Origin of the sequence: Pseudarthrobacter sulfonivorans, from assembly GCF_024391045.1 — a bacterium.
In the GTDB taxonomy this organism is placed as follows: Bacteria; Actinomycetota; Actinomycetes; order Actinomycetales; family Micrococcaceae; genus Arthrobacter; species Arthrobacter sulfonivorans_B.
On sequence record NZ_JANFCZ010000038.1, the window covers coordinates 14,148 to 30,835 of the forward strand.

Consider the following 16,688-nt stretch of genomic DNA (forward strand, 5'->3'; position numbering starts at 1 on the left):
ATCATGGCCCGGCTCAGCTGGCTGGTCCGGCGCGTGACTGTTTTAGGGCTGCTCCTCTTCCCTGTGGGTGTGGCGTGGCTGCAGTGCGGTCCAAACGATCACGATGGCGACCAAGGTGAGTGAGGCGAGCCCCAGTCCCGAGTAGCCTGTCGCGGCCAGCACCGGGCCGGCCAGCGCGCCGCCGGCGGCGCCGGAAACATTCATGCTCAAGTCCGACACACCTTGAAGTGCGGGCCGGTCCTGCGGTTGCGCGGACTCAGCGACCAGTGCGGACCCGGCAACTACAGAGGCCGACCAACCGAGGCCCAAAAAGATCAGGCTGGCCGTCACTGCCGCCCGGGAATCCGCGGCCACCCCTGCCAGCACCAGCGAAACCACCAGCATCCCCTGCCCGGCCAGGATGGTTGGCAGCCGCCCAGCTTTGTCTGACATCCAGCCGAAGAGGGGGGAAAGAGCATACATTCCGGCAATGTGGAGGCTGATAGTCAGCCCCACGACAGTCAGGCTCGCACCGTGGTCGCGCAGGTGCACAGGGGTCATGGACATCAGTGCCACCATCGTGGCGTGGCTGAGGGCCACGGTGGCCACCGCGTACCGGGCCCGGGGGTTGCTTCGTAGCACCCCCAGACCACCCTGGGGACGTGGAGCCGCAGCAGCATCGCGCGCCCGGGAGGCCATTGCCGTCAGGAGGGGGTCCGGTCGCAGCCCTCCCGCGTAGACGGCGGCGGCAGCGAGCTGGGCAGCCACGGAAAAAGCGAATGCACCTGTTAGCGGCGGCAGGCCGAGGACGGCGCCCACCGCTTCGCCGGGGTCGAAGAGGTTCGGGCCCAGGACAGCCCCGACCGTTGTGGACCACACCACGATCGAGAGGTCGCGGCCGCGGGACGCGGGGCGGGAAAGATCAGTGGCAGCAAAGCGGGCCTGCAGATTCACGGCTGACCCGGCTCCCAGCAACATCAGGCCCAGCAACAGCAATGGAAAGATGCCGAGGCCAACCGAGATAATGGCGGTTATGGCACCGGTCCCGGCGATCAACGCGCCGGTGGACAGTGAGACGCGGCGGCCGCGGGCCTGCGCCAAACGCGCCAGGGGGACGGCAGCGAGGGCGGCGCCGAGGGTGCTCATTGTTGCTGCCATGCCGGACCAGGAATTGGATCCTGAGAGCTGTGCCGCCAGAAGCGATCCCAGGGACAACGTTGCCCCCATGCCGATTCCGCCGAGGATTTGGCCGCTGACAAGGATCGGAATGATGCGGCGCTGCAGCCGAGACGCCTCGTTTTCCCTGCGTCCGCGGGTGCCCGGGACTGCCGCGCTTCCCTGTGACGCGCCGGTCTGCGCGCTTTCTCTTGGCATCGCGATCCTTTGTGATGAACGTTAGTCAGCCCCCGGACGATTTCAACTTATCTCCGTGGCGGCGGCTAAGTAGCACTATCACCCGAAGAGTTCTTCGAAGAAGCCTCTAAGTCGCTGAGGAAGCTACGGTGGCACGGGTGAACGCACCCGTGCCACCGCACCCTTGTTCTACTTGGTACTTTTCGCACTGCTGCGCTGGTCAGACGACGGGGACGCTGTTCTGCCAGGAGTTCCAGGCTGCGTAGCTGCCGTCGAGTTCGACGACGTCGTACCCGGCGCGGCGCAGGGCGCTGGCGGCTACGGAGTTCCGTACGCCCGACTGGCAGTAGGACACGATGGTGCCGCCGGCGGGCAGTTCATCGAGGTGCCACATGAGGCGGCCGCCGCTGAGCTGGTACGAGCCCGGGACGTGCCCGGCCTGGTACTCGGTCTTGTTGCGGACATCCAGGACCATGGCGGCGTCGAAACCTTCGAGTTCGGCCGGCTGGATCAGCTTCGGCGTGAACATGGGCAGCCCGTCGATGCTCGTGAGGTAGCCGGCCACGTTGTCGATGCCGACCCGGACCAGGTGGTCCCGCATGTCCTGGGCCTGCTCCTGGTCCTTGGCCAGGAGCACCAGCGGGTTCTTGTCCGTCTCGGGGTTCACCACCCAGGCGCCGTAGCTGGCCACGGACTTGCCGGCCGGGACGTTCAGGGACCGGGTCACGGTACCCTCGTGGACCTGGGCGTTGGACCGGGTGTCGATGAAGGTGAGGGTGTCCTGGGCCAGGCCTGCGGCAACGGTCTCCGTGTCCAGTTCCGCCAGCGGGGCACGTCCGCCCATGACGGCCGGCCCTTCACGGTTTTCGCGCTTCATCCGGGCGAAGTAGGCGTGGGCGTCGGGCTGGCCGTCGAGGAGCTCATCGATGAAGCCCTGCTCATCGTTGGCGGCCAGGTAGGGGCCCCACCAGGCGTAGAGGCGCTCGTAACCCACCGTGGAGGACGGGATAGCCCCGAGGGCCTTGCCGCAGGCGCTGCCGGCCCCGTGCGCGGGGTGGACCTGTACGTAGTCCGGCAGGGTGAGGAACTTGTCCCGCAGGCTCGCGAAGAGCTGCTTGGCGCCCACGAAGCGGGTGTCCACGCCGCCGGCTGCCTCGTCCAGCAGGTCCGGGCGGCCCAGGTCACCGGAGAAGACAAAGTCACCGGAGAGCAGGTACCCGGGCTGGTCGCTGAACGCGCCGTCCGTGACCAGGAAGGACAGGTGTTCCGGGGTGTGCCCGGGCGTGTGGACGGCCTTGATGCTGATGTTGCCCAGGGTGATGGCGTCGCCGTCGTACAGCCGCTCGCCCTCGAACCCGTACTGCCAGTCCGGCCCGCCCTCGCCCGAAACGTAGACCGTGGCGCCCGTAGCGGCAGCAAGTTCGCGGGTGCCGGAGAGGTAGTCCGCATGAATATGGGTCTCGGTGACCGCCACGATCTTCATGCCGTTCTTCTCAGCCAGCTCCTGGTATACGGCGATGTCGCGGCGGCCGTCCACCACGATCGCTTCACCCTTGGCCTGGCAGCCGATCAGGTAGCTGGCCTGGGCGAGATCTTCGTCGTAAATACGCTCGATAAGCATTGGTGCGCTCCTTCGGGAAAGGGATTGGGAGGTTGTTCTGAATTCAATATTACATACCCCAGGGGGTATCCAGCAAGTGCACTGCACCTGCGCGGTTTTCCTGCAAGAGCCTTAACAGCAGGCGCAGGGCGCCTGTTGCTGGGTGGTTTTTGGCTGGTCCGTCGTGGTGTCAGGCGTGCTGGTGGCTGGCCTCGGCGCGGAGCTTGTCCATGTCCAGGTTCTTCACGGCCTGGATGACTTCCTCCAGGCCGGTGGCGTTGAGGGCGCCCGGCTGGGAGAAGACCAGGGTCTTGTCCTTGAAGGCCATGAGGGTGGGGATGGAGGTGATGTTTGCTGCTGCGGCGAGCGCCTGTTCGGCCTCGGTGTCCACCTTGGCGAAGGTGATGTCCGGGTGCCGTTCGGCGGCGGCGCCGTATGTGGGGGCGAACATGCGGCAGGGGCCGCACCAGGCTGCCCAGAAGTCAACGAAGACGATGCCGTTGTCCTCCAGGGCCTGGGCGAACGATTGCTGGGTGATGTCGATGGTTGCCATGATCTGTCGTGTCCTTTCGGGCGAAGTTTGTTGGTTGCTCTGTACAGCGAGGGCAGGGCTTAGGTGGTGGGGAGGCCGGCGCGGGTCCAGGCGGTCATGCCGCCGGCCATGGTGTCCGCGGTGTAGCCTGCCCCGTTAAGGGCCTCGGCGACGGCGGCGCTGCGGTTGCCGCTGCGGCATACGGCGATGACGGGCACGGCCGGGTCGAGCTCGCCCAGGCGGGCCTGCAGCTGGCCCATGGGGATGTGCAGGGCGCCGGGGATCATGCCCTCGGCGACTTCGAAGTCCTCGCGGACGTCGAGGATCCGGGCGGTGGAGCGGCGCTGTTCAGTCTCGGTGATGGTGATTTCAGCCATGGTGGTTCTCCTTCGAAGTGGTTTGTGGCTGGAGCTGGTGGTGGTGTTGCTAGCGGACGGGTTCGCCGGCCTGGCGCCAGGCGGCCATGCCGCCGCGCACCGAGTAGGCGTCGTACCCCTTGGCGGCGAGGAGCCGGGCTGCGGAGGCGGAGCGGACGCCGGAGGCGCAGACGGCAATCACGGGCCGGGTCTTCTGGATGCCTGCAGTGCTGGTCTGCAGCCGGTCCAGGGGGACGTGTTTGGCCTGCGGTGCGCGGCCGGTGCGCCATTCCTGGGCCGACCTGACGTCGATGAGCGTGGCGCCGGAGCCCAGGAGTTCCTTGGCCTGCGCTACGGAAATCGTTTTGTAGGGCTTGCTGAAGGCCTTCTTGAGGGAATCGATCAGTCCCATGGTGTTCTCCTCTGTGGATGGGTCAGGCGGTGACCGTGCCGGCGGTGACCCACGCCGCGACGGCGAAGATGAGTACCGCGAATGAGATGCGGATGTGCTTGTCGTGCAAGCGGCGGGCCAGCCGGGCGGCAAGTACCGATCCCACGATGGCCGGAATAGCGAACGCCAGGGTGGTGGTCCAGTCGATGGTGTAGCCGGCGGCGTGGGCGCTGAACCCGGCGGCCGAGTTGACCACGATGATGGCCAGGGATGTTCCTACGGCCTGCTTCATGCGCAGGCCCAGGAAGATGGTCAGGGCGGGGGTGATGAGGAAGCCGCCGCCAACGCCCAGCAGTCCGGTGAGGAACCCGACCAGCAGGCCCACTCCCACGGCCTTGGGGGCGCAGGACCGGAATGCCCGGTTCGGTCCGGTGCTGCAGGATCCCTCGCTTTCGCGGGGCTTGCTGAGCATCCGGATGCCCGCGGCCACCATGATCACGGCGAAGGTCAGCATGAGTATGTTCGGGTCCAGCAGTTTGCCCACTGCCGCGCCGGCCCAGGCTGCCGGGATGCCGGCACCCCCCACCAGGGCGATCACGGGCCAGTTCAGTCCGTCCCGGAACCGGGGGAGGAGGGCTGCCAGCGAGGAGATTCCCACCACCAGCAGGGAAGTGGGGATGGCCTGGGCGGGGCTCATGCCCACGCCGTACACCAGGGCCGGAACGGCAATGATGGACCCGCCGCCGCCAACTACGCCCAGTACGACGCCGACGACGAGCCCCAGACCCAGGGCCGGGATCATGCCGCTGCGCCCTCATCAGCCGACTGCACGGGGAGCTGCAGGATGGCGCTTTCGCGGGTGGGCTCCTTGGCCGCCTTGTTCCAGGGCATGGCCGAGAGGGCCTTGCCCATGGCGCAGGTGTTGGTGGCGGCCGAGAATGTCAGCCCGGTGCCGATGGCACCGGCCAGCATGCGGACCTTGGGCGAGACGAACTTGCCCCCGGCCAGGCCCAGAACCACCAGGGACCCGGCGGCAAGGCGGACCTGGCGCTCAAGGTCCCAGCGGTCCTTGCCCTTGACCACGTCGCCGCCGGCGGCGGCGAATCCGGGAACTCCGCCGGTGAGGACGTAGGCGGTGTCAAGGCCAACAGTGGCCATGCGCTGACGGGCCTGCTCGGCGCGGACGCCGGACTGGCAGACCAGGACTACCCGCGAGCCCAGCCGGGCGGCTAGTTCGTCGGTGTGCTCGGAGAGCAGCGGAAGCGGCACGTTGTAGGAGCCGCGGATGTGCATGGACTCGAATTCAGCGGCGGAGCGAACATCGATCACCACGAGGTCCTGGTGTTCCTTGAGCCAGGACTTGAGGGCCTCAGGGGCGAGTGCGGTAACGGCTGTTGCTTTGGAAGGGGGCGTCATGGGTGGCCTCTCGGAAGGGGTCGGGTGGATACCCCACCGAGTATTGCAGATACCCCAGGGGGTAGTCAAAACACCCATGGGGGTATATAGTTTGGGACAAGCCCCTTATTTGATGGAGACCCCTTTTATGGAACTGAACCCCACAGAACTCACGCCCGTGATCAACCGCCTCAAGCGGGCACAGGGCCAGCTTGCCGCCGTCACCCGGATGCTCGAGGAAGGCCGCGACTGCAAGGACGTCGTCACCCAGCTGGCGGCCGTATCCAAGGCCCTTGACCGCGCCGGCTTCGCCATCATCGCCACGGGTCTTGAGCAGTGCATCGTCCAGAAGGACGAAACCATGGACCGGAAGGACCTGGAGAAGCTCTTCCTCTCCCTGGCATAGACCAGGCCACGCACCACAACTGACCGCCCGGTAATTTCAAGGAGCATCATGACCTACACCCTGGCCACCACAGTTTCCCTTCCCTGGGCGGAGGCGCTGGAGCGCACCCGTGAAGCCCTCGCTGCACAGGGGTTCGGAATCCTGACCGAAATCAACGTCCGCTCCACCTTCGAAACCAAGCTTGGCTCCGAGGCCGCGGACGCGGTCGGTGATTACGTCATCCTCGGCGCCTGCAACCCCTCCCTTGCCAGCCGCGCCCTGGCCGCCGAGCCCCAGATGGGCGCCCTGTTGCCCTGCAATGTGGTGGTGCGCCGGAACAACTCGGCGGAGACCACCACTGTGGAAGCCATCGATCCCCAGACCATGGTGCAGCTCAGCAGCGCCCCCGCCGTCAAGGAAGTGGCGGACGACGCCGGCACGCGCCTTCGCAAAGCCCTGGCCAGCCTTGGCGGGGAAAACAACTAGTGGCACCGAGCGTCGGATCCCCGGCAGGCGCCCCGGATGCCGCCACCCGGGGACTGCTCATTCATGCAGCCGGCCCGCTTGAGCCTGACGCACTCGCCGGGATCCTCCGCAGCGCTGCCAACGCACGCGCCGCGCTCGGGGTTGCCGCCGCCATCGAAGTGGTGGTCCAGGGCCCCGGCGTCAGGCTCCTCGCCGCAGGTTCAGCTCTGGATGAAGCCCTGGGCGACGCCCGGCAATTGGGGGTGCACCTCCTCGCCTGCGGAAACAGTCTGCGGTCGGCGGGCCTCGAAGATAATGACCTCGCCCCGGGCATCGGCACGGTGCCCGCAGCCATCGCCCACTTGGCTCGACGTCAATGGGAAGGCTGGGCCTACGCCAGGCTCTAGCCTCGGGCGCGTTCGAAAACTGTCCGTTTGCACCCGGGGGAGCGCCGCCGTCGGGCGTTCCGCACCTGACCAGCCTCCCTGAAACTCGCAGGCCCCGTGGGTAGAATCGAGGCCAGAAGAACGCAACGTGCATCCGGAGGTACGGAGTAACAATGTCAGAATGGCTCGAAGTTGGCGCGGACACCTACGTGCTGGTCACCGAAAGTTCGCTGCTGAATACGGGCCTGGTGGTTGGCTCCGAGCGTGCCATGGTGGTGGACACCGGCTGCGGGCCGCGGCAGGGACGCGAGATTCTCGATGCGGTGCGGGAGAAGACCCAGCTGCCGCTCGTCGTCGTCAACACGCACGCGCACTATGACCATTTCTTCGGCAACGCCGTGTTCGCGTCCGACGGCGTGACCGAGTTCTGGGCGCATGAAAACTGTGCCCGTGAAATCGACAGCCACGGGGACCTGCAGCGCCGCTTCGTGGGAACCCTCGAGCCGGAGATGTCCACCGGTGAAGGCGAGAACGTGGAGCTGGTGGTGCCCAACGCCATCGTCAAGGACCAGCCCGTGCTGGTGGACCTCGGGGGACTGACCGTCACCCTCTTCCACCTGGGCCGCGGCCACACCGACGGTGACCTCCTGGTGGGTACGCCTACCACCCTGTTCGCGGGCGACCTCGTGGAACAGGGCGCGTACCCGTCCTTCGAGGACTCCTACCCGGAGGAATGGGCCGACTCCCTGCGCCACATCTCAGCCCTGCGCCACCGCTACGAATTCCTCATCCCCGGCCACGGCCAGCCCTGCACCGACCAGTTCGTCAAAACCATGGCCAACACCATGACCACCGCGGTCCGCCAGGCCCAACTGTCCATCCGCGAAGCCCCCTCTGACGCCACCAAGGCCATCCCCGTGCTGCCATATGGCCCTGAACAGTCACGATGGTTCATTAAGCGGCTTCAGGAGACCCGCCCGGTCCACTAAAACCAACGCGGAGTCACTTCACGCCCGATAATCACGGATTATTGGGCATCGAGTGACCCCGCGTTGTTTGTTTGGGCTGGGGACGGGTGATCATCGCGTGGATGAGCAGGGCCACGAATACTGCGGCACAGAGCAGGGCACCGATTTCGAGCGTCGCGGTGATGCCGCGTCCTGAGGGGTGCAGGTCCGGCGCCATGTTGGCCGCCAGCACTGCGCCGGACACAGCCGTGCCGAAGGAGCTTCCCACCGTCCGCAGCACCTGGTTGAAGCTCACGGAGCTACCCAGTTCTTCGCTGGCCACGCTGCGGGCGATCAGGGCCGGCATGGCTGCGTAGCTTGCCCCCATGCCGAGGCCCAGGGCCAGCATTCCCAGCAGGATTTCCCACAGCTGGGTGTGCGCAAACCACAGCAGGATGCCGGCGGCCGCCATCATGCCGGCACCAATGGGCAACAGGGTGGTGAGCTTGACCCGATGCGCCAGCCGGCGGACCAGCCGGTTGGCGCTGAAGCTCCCCACCGAAAGCGGGAACATCACGAAGCCGGCCCAGAACACGGGCAGTGCCACGCCGTAGCCGGTGGAGATGGGAGCCTGGGCGATGAGACTGGAAATGGAGAGGCCGATGTACATGGCGGCACCCAGTCCGATGGCGGTGCTGTTGGCCAGCAGCACGTCCCCGTTCCCCAGGACCCGCAGGTTGATCAGCGGGTTCGGGCTGCGCAGTTCGGCCTGGACCCACGCCGTCAGCAGTGCGGCAGCCACGATGAAGGCGCCGATGGTCAGCTGTGACCCCCAGCCCCATTTGGGCCCTTCGCTGATGCCTAGGAGCAGGACGCCCAGGCCGAGGCCCAGCAGGGCGGCGCCGGTGTAATCGAACGGCACCCGCGGGGCGCGTTCGTCAGGTCCGCCGGGCACTGCGCGGAAGACGACGATGATGGCGGTGACCACAAACAGCGCGGCAAACCAGAACGCGAACCGGAAGTCCAACGTTCCGGCGATGATTCCCGTCAGCGGGTACCCGATCCCAAGGCCTGTTGCCACCGTGACCGACAGGCTGGAGATGGCAAACCGCACTTTGTCGACGGCGACATAGCGGCGGGCGAGGGCGATAGTCACCGGAACGATTCCGTAGGTCAGGCCCTGCAGGGAACGGCCCACGAGGAACACCGTGAAGTTGGGCGCCAACGCGGCGATGACGGACCCGAGGAGGATGATCAGCAGCGCCCACAGCAGCAGCTTTTTCTTATGCGGTCCGTCGCTCAGGCGGCCCATCACAGGGGTGGCCACCGCACCTACCAGCAGGTTGATGGTCAGCATCCACTGCGCCGTGCCCACCGATACGTCCATTTCGCGGGAAATAGTGGGCACCAGGAGCATGCCCAGTGAGCTCACGATGGCGGTGGAGAGGGCAGCATAAATCAGCGCCGGGACAAGGGGTGAGCGGGTCTCAGTCATTCGGTGCCTCCGTTCCCAGGTTTCGAAGCGCGGGGATGGCGGCGGCCAGGGCGGTCCGCTCGGCCGGGGTTAGCCGTTCCCGGATAACCCGGTCCAGCCAGCCCTGGCCGGCGGACGACTCAACGCGCAGCTTCTGCCGACCGGCTTCGGTGAGTTCAATCCAGGTGCGGCGGCGGTCCGCCGAATCGGGGACGCGCACCACGTAACCCAGCCCCTCCAGCTCACGCACGGCCAGCGAAATGCCCTGCGGACTGACCTGGACCACCACAGCGAGCTCCGACGTCGTTGCCTTCCCATGCTCCGCAAGGTGGCGGAGCACGCCGATCTTGCCGGGGGAAATGGTCCGTTCCGCGTTGAGTTTCCGCAGCAGCGGGTGCAGGGCTTCGAAGAGGGAGTGGGTGAGTACCGGGTCTGGTGCTGGTTCGTCGGTCATCCCTAAATTATACAAGTAGCTTGATCAACTTGCTTGATCATTCTGTGGTGAGACTGCTCTCATCCCTACCTGCATCAGCATTTCGGGCGTGAAAGCCGGCTCCCGGCTGCCGCTGCCGCCACGGCGAGCACGGAACACGCCGCCATGGAGACGGCCATCGGGACCGCGCTGTGCTCTCCGGCGATTCCGGTCAGAGGTGACACGAGCCCGCCCAGAAGGAACTGGATGAGCCCGAGCACCGCGGAACCAGCCCCGGCCCGACCCGGAACCGCCCCTTGGGCAAGGGCCGTGGCGTTGCCCATGATGAAGCCCACGCTGGCCTGCGTTAGGAAGAGGTGCGCCAGAGTGCTCCAGCCCGCGATTCCACCCAGGACCAGCCCCATGCCGGCCACGTTGACGGCGCACATCGCCATCACGGCCGCCCGCAGGATCACGGCCGGCTCCACGCGGTCCACCAGGCGGGCGTTGGCCAGGCGCCCAGGATCATGCCCCCGGCGTTGACCGCGAAGATGACGGAATAGGCCAGCGCGGAATAGCCGAGCACATTCTGCACCACAAAGGATGAGGCCGAAATGTAGGAGAACAGGGTTCCGAAAGTGAACCCGAACGCCAGCGCATACGCCATGAAGGACGGCGTGGACAGTACGGACCAGGAGTTGGAGGCCACTGCCTTCAGGCCGCCCCGGTGACGCAGGTGCCGGGGGAGGGTTTCCGGGACCACGAACACCGAACAAGCCAGCATCAGCGCCCCAAAGAGAGTCAGGGCCCAGAACACCGTCTGCCATGGAGCCACGGTGGCAATCACGCCGCCCACCAGGGGCGCCAGCACCGGGGCGAGCGACGAAATGGTGGCCAGCAGCGAGAACAGCTTCGCGGCCTGCCGTCCGGACGCCATGTCCGACACCGCGGCCCGGGCGATCACCACCCCGGCGGCCCCGGAAACACCCTGCAGCACACGAAGCGCCAGGACCACCTCGATGCTGGGCGCCAGGGCGATGGCCACGGAACTGAGCAGGAACACCGCATTGCCGGCCACCATGAGCCGGTGCCGGCCCAGGATATCCGAGATGGGTCCCAGCAAAAACTGGCCCACCGCCATGCCGATCATGTAGCTGGTCAGGGTCAGTTGCACCACCGATGCCGGCGTGGCAAAGAACTCGCCCATCCGCGGCATGGATGCCAGGTACATGTCGGTGGCCATGGGACTGACGGCGCTGAGGATCCCCAGCGCCACTACCAGCACCATCCTGTCCTTGTTGCCGGACAGGTTCAGCCGGGACCGGAACTGGTCATCGTCATGGGGCGGGTTCATCCTGCCGATTCTAGATAACGGCCGACGGCGAGCGGGGCACGCGCCGTAACACCCGCCGTCGGCCGCTACACATCCGCCCGATATCCATATGACTTGACCCCTTTGGGGCCGTCCGTTAGATTGCGAAAGCATTTTTGTTTGAGGGGGGACAAATGGAAAATTCGGCATGCGCTATTTGCGGCAGGTGGTTCTCATCATGAGATGAGTCCGGGTGCGATGCGCGTTGGGGGTCCAGAGGCAGAATTGATAAGCCTGCTTATTGGAAAGCGTTTGTCTAATGAAAGCGCTTTGGCATTTAACTTTTAGCATGGACGTTTTCATGGTTGCAGCATGTTTCCGAAACGGGAAAAGAATTCACATTCTGGTCTATTCAAATTTATCCAAAGCCTGTTAGGCTCATCCCGGTCCTGCCAAAAAGGGAGGATCTTGGAAGAAATAAAAACAAATGGGGGAAAGATGCTGGCAGCAACTGCAAGCAATGCAAGTGCAACAATGATGATGGCCCGCAGCAAGATGGACGCATTGATTGTGAGGTACGACGGCTGGTTCCTCGTACTTCTCGCTGTCCTTCTGGTGCTGGCCTTCGCCATGCTGGCAGCAATGGCAATCTGGTGCCTTTCGCAGGGCAAAGGACGTTTCACTGGCAACTGGAAGTGGAGCCAGTGGGGCGTTTCTGTCCTGATCGAATGCCGCTAAGGCTGTCCTAGCCTAGACGTCGTGGTGGCGCCCCCTGCGTACTGAGGGAGCGCCACCATGATGGGCATGAAAGAGGAATACCAATGCTTCTCAGCGTCAACCACGTCAACTACTCCTACAATCCGCGCGCCCAGGTGCTTCACGACGTCTCCTTCGACATCGCGGAGAACCAGATCATCGGCCTGATCGGCCCCAACGGCTCCGGCAAATCCACGCTGATCAAGATCATCCTTGACTTGTTGAAGCTGCAGGGCGGCACCGTGGCCATCGCCGGCGGCGGAAACCAGGACCGCGCCGCGAAGATGGCGTCAATCTACCTTTCCAGCAACGACTACCTTCCGGAGTTCCTCAGCGGCGCCGAGTACCTGAGCTTCGTACACGGCCTCTACGGTGAAAAGCCTGACACTGCTGAAGTGGCCCGCCAGTTCGAACGCTATTCCATGAGAGGCCGCCAGGGGGACCTGATTGAGGACTACTCGCACGGGATGCGGAAAAAGGTCCAGCTGATAGCTGCCCTGATGCTGAAGCGCCCGCTGACGGTCATCGATGAGACCCTTAACGGCGTTGACCTGGACGCCGTCTTTACTTTTGAAACGGACGTCCGGGAGCTCGCCAGCGGGGGCCGGTCCGTGCTGCTGTGCAGCCACGACTTTTCCATGCTGGAACGCACCGCGGACGAGGTGATGGTGCTAAACATGGGAGCCCTGGTGTCCAAGAGCGCCACCAGTGAAATTCTTGAAGTCAGCGGGTCGCTCGGCAGCCTGGCCCGCGAACTGGTGCAGGCAATGGACGTTCCCTGATGCGCCTCCGTAGTGTGCTGCTGCTATCGAAGATGTTTTGGCTCTTCATTGTCCGGCGCGTCCTGGGGAGGGGCCTGCTGAGAAGCCGGACTGCCCAGCTCTCGGCACTGCTCCTGGTCCTGCTGGCGTTTGCCGGCTTCTGCCTGATGAGCTTCGTGATCATCAGGCAATACCTCGGCGGGACCGGCTTGCTGGAGCCTATTCTCCAGGTGGCCAATGCCTCCGTGGGCTTCTGGGTGCTGATCGTTTACACGCTGATCCGTGTTCTCTTCCTCAAGGCCGATGAACTGCTTCGCCTGTCCTTCAGCCTGCCGGTCACCAACAAGGAACGCACCCTGGCGTTTACGCTCTTCGAGTCGAGCATCGTCCTGTGCCTTACCGTCTTCATCTTCGGCGCCTTCTCGCTCTCGACGGTGCTGCTCGAAGGTCCCCGGTACATCCCCAAGGTCCTGGCGGCAATCTGGTTCCCGGCCGTCACGTTCTACCTGGTGCTGAGCCTCGGATATTTCCTGCTGGAACGCCTTCTCCTGTCGGTGGGCCTTGCCCGTCTCCGTGGCCTGCTGGTTCCCATGGTGCTTGCCCTGGGGCTGGCGCTGGCCTTCCCCTACTCCACCGAACTGAGCAACCGCATTGTGGAGAGCCACTTCAACGGGCAGGTCCTTGCCGCGCCGCCGCTGGTGTTCGCCTTGATCCAAGGCGAGCACGGCATCTGGCTGGCCGCCGCCCTGTTCGTTGCCGTTTCCGCTGTGCTGCTTCTCCTTATAGTTGGCGCCGCGCCCCGCAGCTACGTGGCGGTGCGCCGTTTTTTCAAGGTGCTGCCGGCCTCCCTGGCGGCCACGAAGTTCGGCGCCTACCTGCTGGTACTGGTCCGCAGTTTCGAGACCGCCGTCGCGGTGGCCTTCATGTTCGTCTACACCGTATTCGCCGTCCTGCAGAACATCGTCCTGCCGCCGTTCGTGCTGGTGCTCATCACGTTCCAGGGCATTTACGCGTACTCGAACTCCGAGCCGCTGCGCCGGCTGGCCACCTATCCCGGGACTGCTCTCCGCAATTACCTGTGCCTGGTGGGGTCGCAGGCAGTCCTGTTCCTGGCGCTGGCCGTGCCCACCGTGGCGGCGGCGCAAATCCAGGGCATCGAATTCACCACCAGCCTGATGATCGTGGGCTTTTGCCTGGGCAACATTCTCATCTCGACGCTGATAGGAATCGCTTTTCCGCCCGAGAAGGGAAACCCCTTTACCGTGCTCATGGGGGTTGTCCTCACGGTGATTGTTGTGATGATTGTGGCGCTCGGATTGAATATCTTCAATCTCAGCATGGTGATGAACCTGCTCATCTTCGTGGTGCTCAACGCAGTGGTTGTAATTTACAGTATTTTGGGAATGAAAAGATTGGAAATGATTAATCGTCATGAAATGGCTGCATAAGTCCCTCGTCAGCGTTACCGCATCATTCATTATCACAATGGCCGTTGTGGTCATCGCCTTTGTTCTGACCATGTTCTCCGCCTCGGACGTCGGCGTCAGAAAGTTTGGCCTCTTTGGTTCCCTTTTCTTTGAACCGCATGAGCTGGACAACGGGGCCACGGGGCTGGAATTCGGCGTGGCCAACGGCTTTCCCATTTTCGTCATCTTCCTCTTGGCCACGCTCTTCGCCTTTGCAACCGCGGTGATGTTTGACCGGCTCAAGGCCTACAAGAAAACCCTGCAGGAACAAGGCGTCAATCCTGCCTGAGATCACGAGCGGCGCCCTCACCCCCGGATACATCATCCGTGCCGTGGCCCGTTCGTGCAGGTGGCCGCTCGGGGCAATGCTGGCTGTTGCCGCGGCGTGCAGCCTGACAGGACTGGTCCTGGGGTACCCGTATCTGGCCGAACTGGCCCTGTGGCTGGTGATCAATTTTGCCTGCCTGCTGGGAGGGTTCCTGATCCATGAGGGCGCGCATGCCCTGGCCGGCCGCCGCTTCCGCGGCATCAGCTCCTTCGTGGTCAGCAGCAGCATGTTCCGATTTTCGATCGCCCCCGTGGGGCGGCTCTACGGATGGCAGATTGCCGTCATGGCCCTTGCCGGCCCCGTCGCGGCCGCCGCGGCGGGGCTTGTCCTGTGGGCCGCCGTCCCGGGGCTGCTGCTCCACTGGTGGTTCTGGCCGCACCTGGTCTTCCTGGCGCCCCTGTTCGGCGACGGGCGGAGCCTGGTTGTTGGCATCCGCCACTGGTCGGCGCGCGTGCCGTTGCATGCGCAGCCGCCGGAGGCGGCCGGGGAAGCTCAGTAACCTTCGCATGACTTGTCAAGCGTCGTGACTTAAGGCTAGCGTGACCCGTGATCGCATGGGGGATCACTGCTAACCGACGGAGGCCGCATTGGCTCTCATTGACTATGCCCTGGCGCTCTGCGCGCTTTTGGCCACACTGCTGATTCCATTCTGTGCGATGTACCAGGTGCTCCGCCTCAAGCGGCGCGCCAACCGGGTGTCCGCCAAGAGGAGTGACCGCAGCTAGCCATGCCGTACGTAGATATCAACCCGCACAAGGGCCGCCCCAAGTGGAAGGCGTACGCCGTCCTGACCGTCCTCCTGGTGCTTACCGCCTGCGTTGTGGTGGCCGCCCTGACCCGCCACTGACCTCGTCTTCTGCGTCAGCGCCTAGACTGGTTGACTGAACCAGTCCGTAGATGGAGCCGCAGAACCTTGAGCCGAAGTCCTGGGGGACAGACATGCCCGATCCGGCGGATCACAACGAAAGTGCCACTGCAGAGGATGCAGGGCAGCCGCAACCGGCCCGACGACGCCGCGACCTCCGGCGCGCCGTCGGAGCGCTTTCGGACGCCCAGACAGGAACCATGCCAGCCGTAACTCCCGAGCCTTCCAGCACCCCCGACGCCGGCACCCCGGTACCGCGCCGCAGTTCCTGGGCGGAGGCCGCGGCTGCCGCCGACCACGCCAAACCTGCAGCCCACGTTCCGGCGCCCACCCGACGGCCGGCCAAGCCGCCCGTCACTGCGCAGCCGCAGTTTGGTGCTGGTTCAGCCGGGCCCTCGGTGGACTCCGCACCCGCGCAGCCGGACGAGCACAACTCCCGCACCACCGCGGTGGCGTACGACGGCGACACACCCGCGCCGCCGTCGTCGCACGTTCCCGAGGAAGCACCGGCGTTCCGGCGCGTCCGCCCCACGGCGGCGGACGCAATCGCCGAGAGCCCCATGCCTGACTTCATCAGCTCCCCAGGACTGTTCGTGAAGGAGCAGAAGCCCCGGCCCGTGGGCGGGATCCGTGGCGCGATCTATTCGCTGACCGGTGGAGCCTGGAACCTGGGTCCCAGCGCCAAGCAGCGCGACGAGGACGAGCTGGCCCGGCGCATCTCCCGGCAGCTGCAGGGCAGTTACAACACCGCCGTGCTGAGCCTCAAGGGCGGCATCGGCAAGACCTCCACCACGGTGGGCGTTGGCCTGACTCTGGCCGAATTCCGGGGTGACGCGCCCTGTGCCATTGATGCCAACCCGGACTCGGGCGACCTCGTGGAGCGGGCCCTCGGTGAGGGGATTTACCAGCAAGCCAGCCCGCGCACCATCACGGACCTGCTCAAGAACATCGAATCCGTGGACTCGCTCACGGCCCTGGCCCGGTACATGCACCATGCGGGCCGGCTGCACCTGATCGCGGGGGAGCAGGACCCGGAGGTTTCGGACTCGCTCACCGCCGAGGAGTACCTGCGGATCCGCAAGCTCATCTCCAACTACTATTCGGTGGCGCTGACCGACTGCGGCACGGGCGTGACCCACAACGCGATGAGCGGGATCCTGCAGTCGGCCGACAACCTGGTGATCGCCGCCGGGTATGCGGTCTCTGGCGCCAAGCGCGCCCGTAGCACCCTGCACTGGCTGGCGAGCCACGGGTACGAGGACCTGGCCCGGAACGCGATCGTCGTCATCACGGACAAGGACGAGGTGTCCTCCCGCGTGGACAAGGATGCCATCGAGGAACACCTCGCCGGGATCTGCCGCCAGCTCATCGCTGTGCCGCACGACCGTGGTGTGGCCGACGGCGACCTGGTCACCCTGGACGTGCTCAAGCCGGAGACCCGCCGGGCGTACAAGGAGATCGCGGCGGCCATCGTGGACGGCTACCGGTAAGTCTTCGGCCGCCGCCCTCGCCTCAGTGACCTCTT

22 protein-coding genes are annotated in these 16,688 nt (G+C 65.1%); 11 read left to right on the forward strand and 11 right to left on the reverse strand.

Features of this window, described 5'->3' with window-relative positions; translation table 11 throughout:
* Positions 1-42 precede the first annotated feature (42 nt).
* The 7 genes from NQJ30_RS18130 to NQJ30_RS18160 all read right to left on the reverse strand — a co-directional run bounded on the left by NQJ30_RS18130 (position 43) and on the right by NQJ30_RS18160 (position 5,627).
* Positions 43-1,353: an MFS transporter gene (locus NQJ30_RS18130; protein ID WP_255771657.1), complete on the reverse strand. Its 1,311-nt coding sequence runs from the start codon at positions 1,351-1,353 to the stop codon at positions 43-45.
* Between the two features lie 199 nt (positions 1,354-1,552).
* Positions 1,553-2,953 carry an MBL fold metallo-hydrolase gene (locus tag NQJ30_RS18135; RefSeq protein ID WP_255771658.1) on the reverse strand — a complete coding sequence of 467 codons (1,401 nt, stop codon included), beginning with the start codon at positions 2,951-2,953 and terminating at the stop codon, positions 1,553-1,555.
* A gap of 169 nt (positions 2,954-3,122) precedes the next feature.
* On the reverse strand, positions 3,123-3,485 hold the full coding sequence (locus tag NQJ30_RS18140) for a thioredoxin family protein (RefSeq protein ID WP_255771659.1): 363 nt from the start codon (positions 3,483-3,485) through the stop codon (positions 3,123-3,125).
* 59 nt (positions 3,486-3,544) lie between these two features.
* Positions 3,545-3,841, reverse strand: coding sequence for a rhodanese-like domain-containing protein (locus NQJ30_RS18145; RefSeq protein ID WP_255771660.1), 297 nt, complete (start codon positions 3,839-3,841; stop codon positions 3,545-3,547).
* Between the two features lie 49 nt (positions 3,842-3,890).
* On the reverse strand, positions 3,891-4,232 hold the full coding sequence (locus NQJ30_RS18150; RefSeq protein WP_224026918.1) for a rhodanese-like domain-containing protein: 342 nt from the start codon (positions 4,230-4,232) through the stop codon (positions 3,891-3,893).
* Between the two features lie 22 nt (positions 4,233-4,254).
* A complete protein-coding gene (locus tag NQJ30_RS18155; RefSeq protein ID WP_255771661.1) occupies positions 4,255-5,013 on the reverse strand; it encodes a sulfite exporter TauE/SafE family protein in 759 nt (252 codons plus the stop codon).
* A complete protein-coding gene (locus tag NQJ30_RS18160; RefSeq protein ID WP_255771662.1) occupies positions 5,010-5,627 on the reverse strand; it encodes a rhodanese-like domain-containing protein in 618 nt (205 codons plus the stop codon). Before NQJ30_RS18160 ends, NQJ30_RS18155 begins: the two co-directional genes overlap by 4 nt.
* A 127-nt stretch (positions 5,628-5,754) precedes the next feature.
* On the opposite strand from NQJ30_RS18160, the gene NQJ30_RS18165 reads away from it, so the two are divergent.
* The 4 genes from NQJ30_RS18165 (at position 5,755) to NQJ30_RS18180 (ending at position 7,831) form a co-directional block, all read left to right on the forward strand.
* The gene (locus NQJ30_RS18165; protein ID WP_043452296.1) at positions 5,755-6,012 is read left to right on the forward strand and encodes a metal-sensitive transcriptional regulator; all 258 of its coding nucleotides are present in this window, start codon (positions 5,755-5,757) and stop codon (positions 6,010-6,012) included.
* A 48-nt stretch (positions 6,013-6,060) separates the two neighbouring features.
* A complete protein-coding gene (locus NQJ30_RS18170; protein WP_255771663.1) occupies positions 6,061-6,477 on the forward strand; it encodes a DUF302 domain-containing protein in 417 nt (138 codons plus the stop codon).
* The gene (locus NQJ30_RS18175) at positions 6,477-6,863 is read left to right on the forward strand and encodes a DsrE family protein (RefSeq protein ID WP_255771665.1); all 387 of its coding nucleotides are present in this window, start codon (positions 6,477-6,479) and stop codon (positions 6,861-6,863) included. The genes NQJ30_RS18170 and NQJ30_RS18175 overlap by 1 nt, the downstream gene beginning before the upstream one ends.
* A 152-nt stretch (positions 6,864-7,015) precedes the next feature.
* Entirely contained in the window at positions 7,016-7,831 is an 816-nt protein-coding gene (locus tag NQJ30_RS18180) for an MBL fold metallo-hydrolase (protein ID WP_255771666.1), read from the forward strand.
* A gap of 31 nt (positions 7,832-7,862) precedes the next feature.
* Here the strand turns inward: NQJ30_RS18180 and NQJ30_RS18185 are convergent, their stop codons facing one another.
* The 4 genes from NQJ30_RS18185 to NQJ30_RS18200 form a co-directional block, all read right to left on the reverse strand.
* Entirely contained in the window at positions 7,863-9,284 is a 1,422-nt protein-coding gene (locus tag NQJ30_RS18185; RefSeq protein ID WP_255771667.1) for an MFS transporter, read from the reverse strand.
* On the reverse strand, positions 9,277-9,717 hold the full coding sequence (locus NQJ30_RS18190; RefSeq protein ID WP_255771670.1) for a MarR family winged helix-turn-helix transcriptional regulator: 441 nt from the start codon (positions 9,715-9,717) through the stop codon (positions 9,277-9,279). The genes NQJ30_RS18185 and NQJ30_RS18190 overlap by 8 nt, the downstream gene beginning before the upstream one ends.
* Positions 9,718-9,791: 74 nt before the next feature.
* Positions 9,792-10,151 (reverse strand): hypothetical protein, encoded by a 360-nt coding sequence (locus NQJ30_RS18195; RefSeq protein ID WP_255771671.1) that lies wholly within the window; start codon positions 10,149-10,151, stop codon positions 9,792-9,794.
* Positions 10,148-11,029, reverse strand: coding sequence for a multidrug effflux MFS transporter (locus NQJ30_RS18200; protein WP_255771672.1), 882 nt, complete (start codon positions 11,027-11,029; stop codon positions 10,148-10,150). The genes NQJ30_RS18195 and NQJ30_RS18200 overlap by 4 nt, the downstream gene beginning before the upstream one ends.
* Positions 11,030-11,455: 426 nt before the next feature.
* Here NQJ30_RS18200 and NQJ30_RS18205 point away from each other — a divergent pair, with 426 nt between their 5' ends.
* The 7 genes from NQJ30_RS18205 (at position 11,456) to NQJ30_RS18235 (ending at position 16,653) form a co-directional block, all read left to right on the forward strand.
* Entirely contained in the window at positions 11,456-11,725 is a 270-nt protein-coding gene (locus tag NQJ30_RS18205) for a hypothetical protein (protein WP_255771673.1), read from the forward strand.
* 83 nt (positions 11,726-11,808) lie between these two features.
* On the forward strand, positions 11,809-12,525 hold the full coding sequence (locus tag NQJ30_RS18210; RefSeq protein ID WP_255771674.1) for an ATP-binding cassette domain-containing protein: 717 nt from the start codon (positions 11,809-11,811) through the stop codon (positions 12,523-12,525).
* Entirely contained in the window at positions 12,525-13,952 is a 1,428-nt protein-coding gene (locus NQJ30_RS18215) for a hypothetical protein (protein ID WP_255771675.1), read from the forward strand. Before NQJ30_RS18210 ends, NQJ30_RS18215 begins: the two co-directional genes overlap by 1 nt.
* On the forward strand, positions 13,936-14,259 hold the full coding sequence (locus tag NQJ30_RS18220) for a hypothetical protein (protein WP_255771676.1): 324 nt from the start codon (positions 13,936-13,938) through the stop codon (positions 14,257-14,259). Before NQJ30_RS18215 ends, NQJ30_RS18220 begins: the two co-directional genes overlap by 17 nt.
* A 76-nt stretch (positions 14,260-14,335) precedes the next feature.
* Entirely contained in the window at positions 14,336-14,797 is a 462-nt protein-coding gene (locus NQJ30_RS18225) for a hypothetical protein (protein ID WP_255771677.1), read from the forward strand.
* 88 nt (positions 14,798-14,885) lie between these two features.
* Positions 14,886-15,023 carry a hypothetical protein gene (locus NQJ30_RS18230; RefSeq protein WP_255771678.1) on the forward strand — a complete coding sequence of 46 codons (138 nt, stop codon included), beginning with the start codon at positions 14,886-14,888 and terminating at the stop codon, positions 15,021-15,023.
* Between the two features lie 214 nt (positions 15,024-15,237).
* The gene (locus tag NQJ30_RS18235) at positions 15,238-16,653 is read left to right on the forward strand and encodes a MinD/ParA family protein (RefSeq protein WP_374113286.1); all 1,416 of its coding nucleotides are present in this window, start codon (positions 15,238-15,240) and stop codon (positions 16,651-16,653) included.
* Positions 16,654-16,688 lie beyond the last annotated feature (35 nt).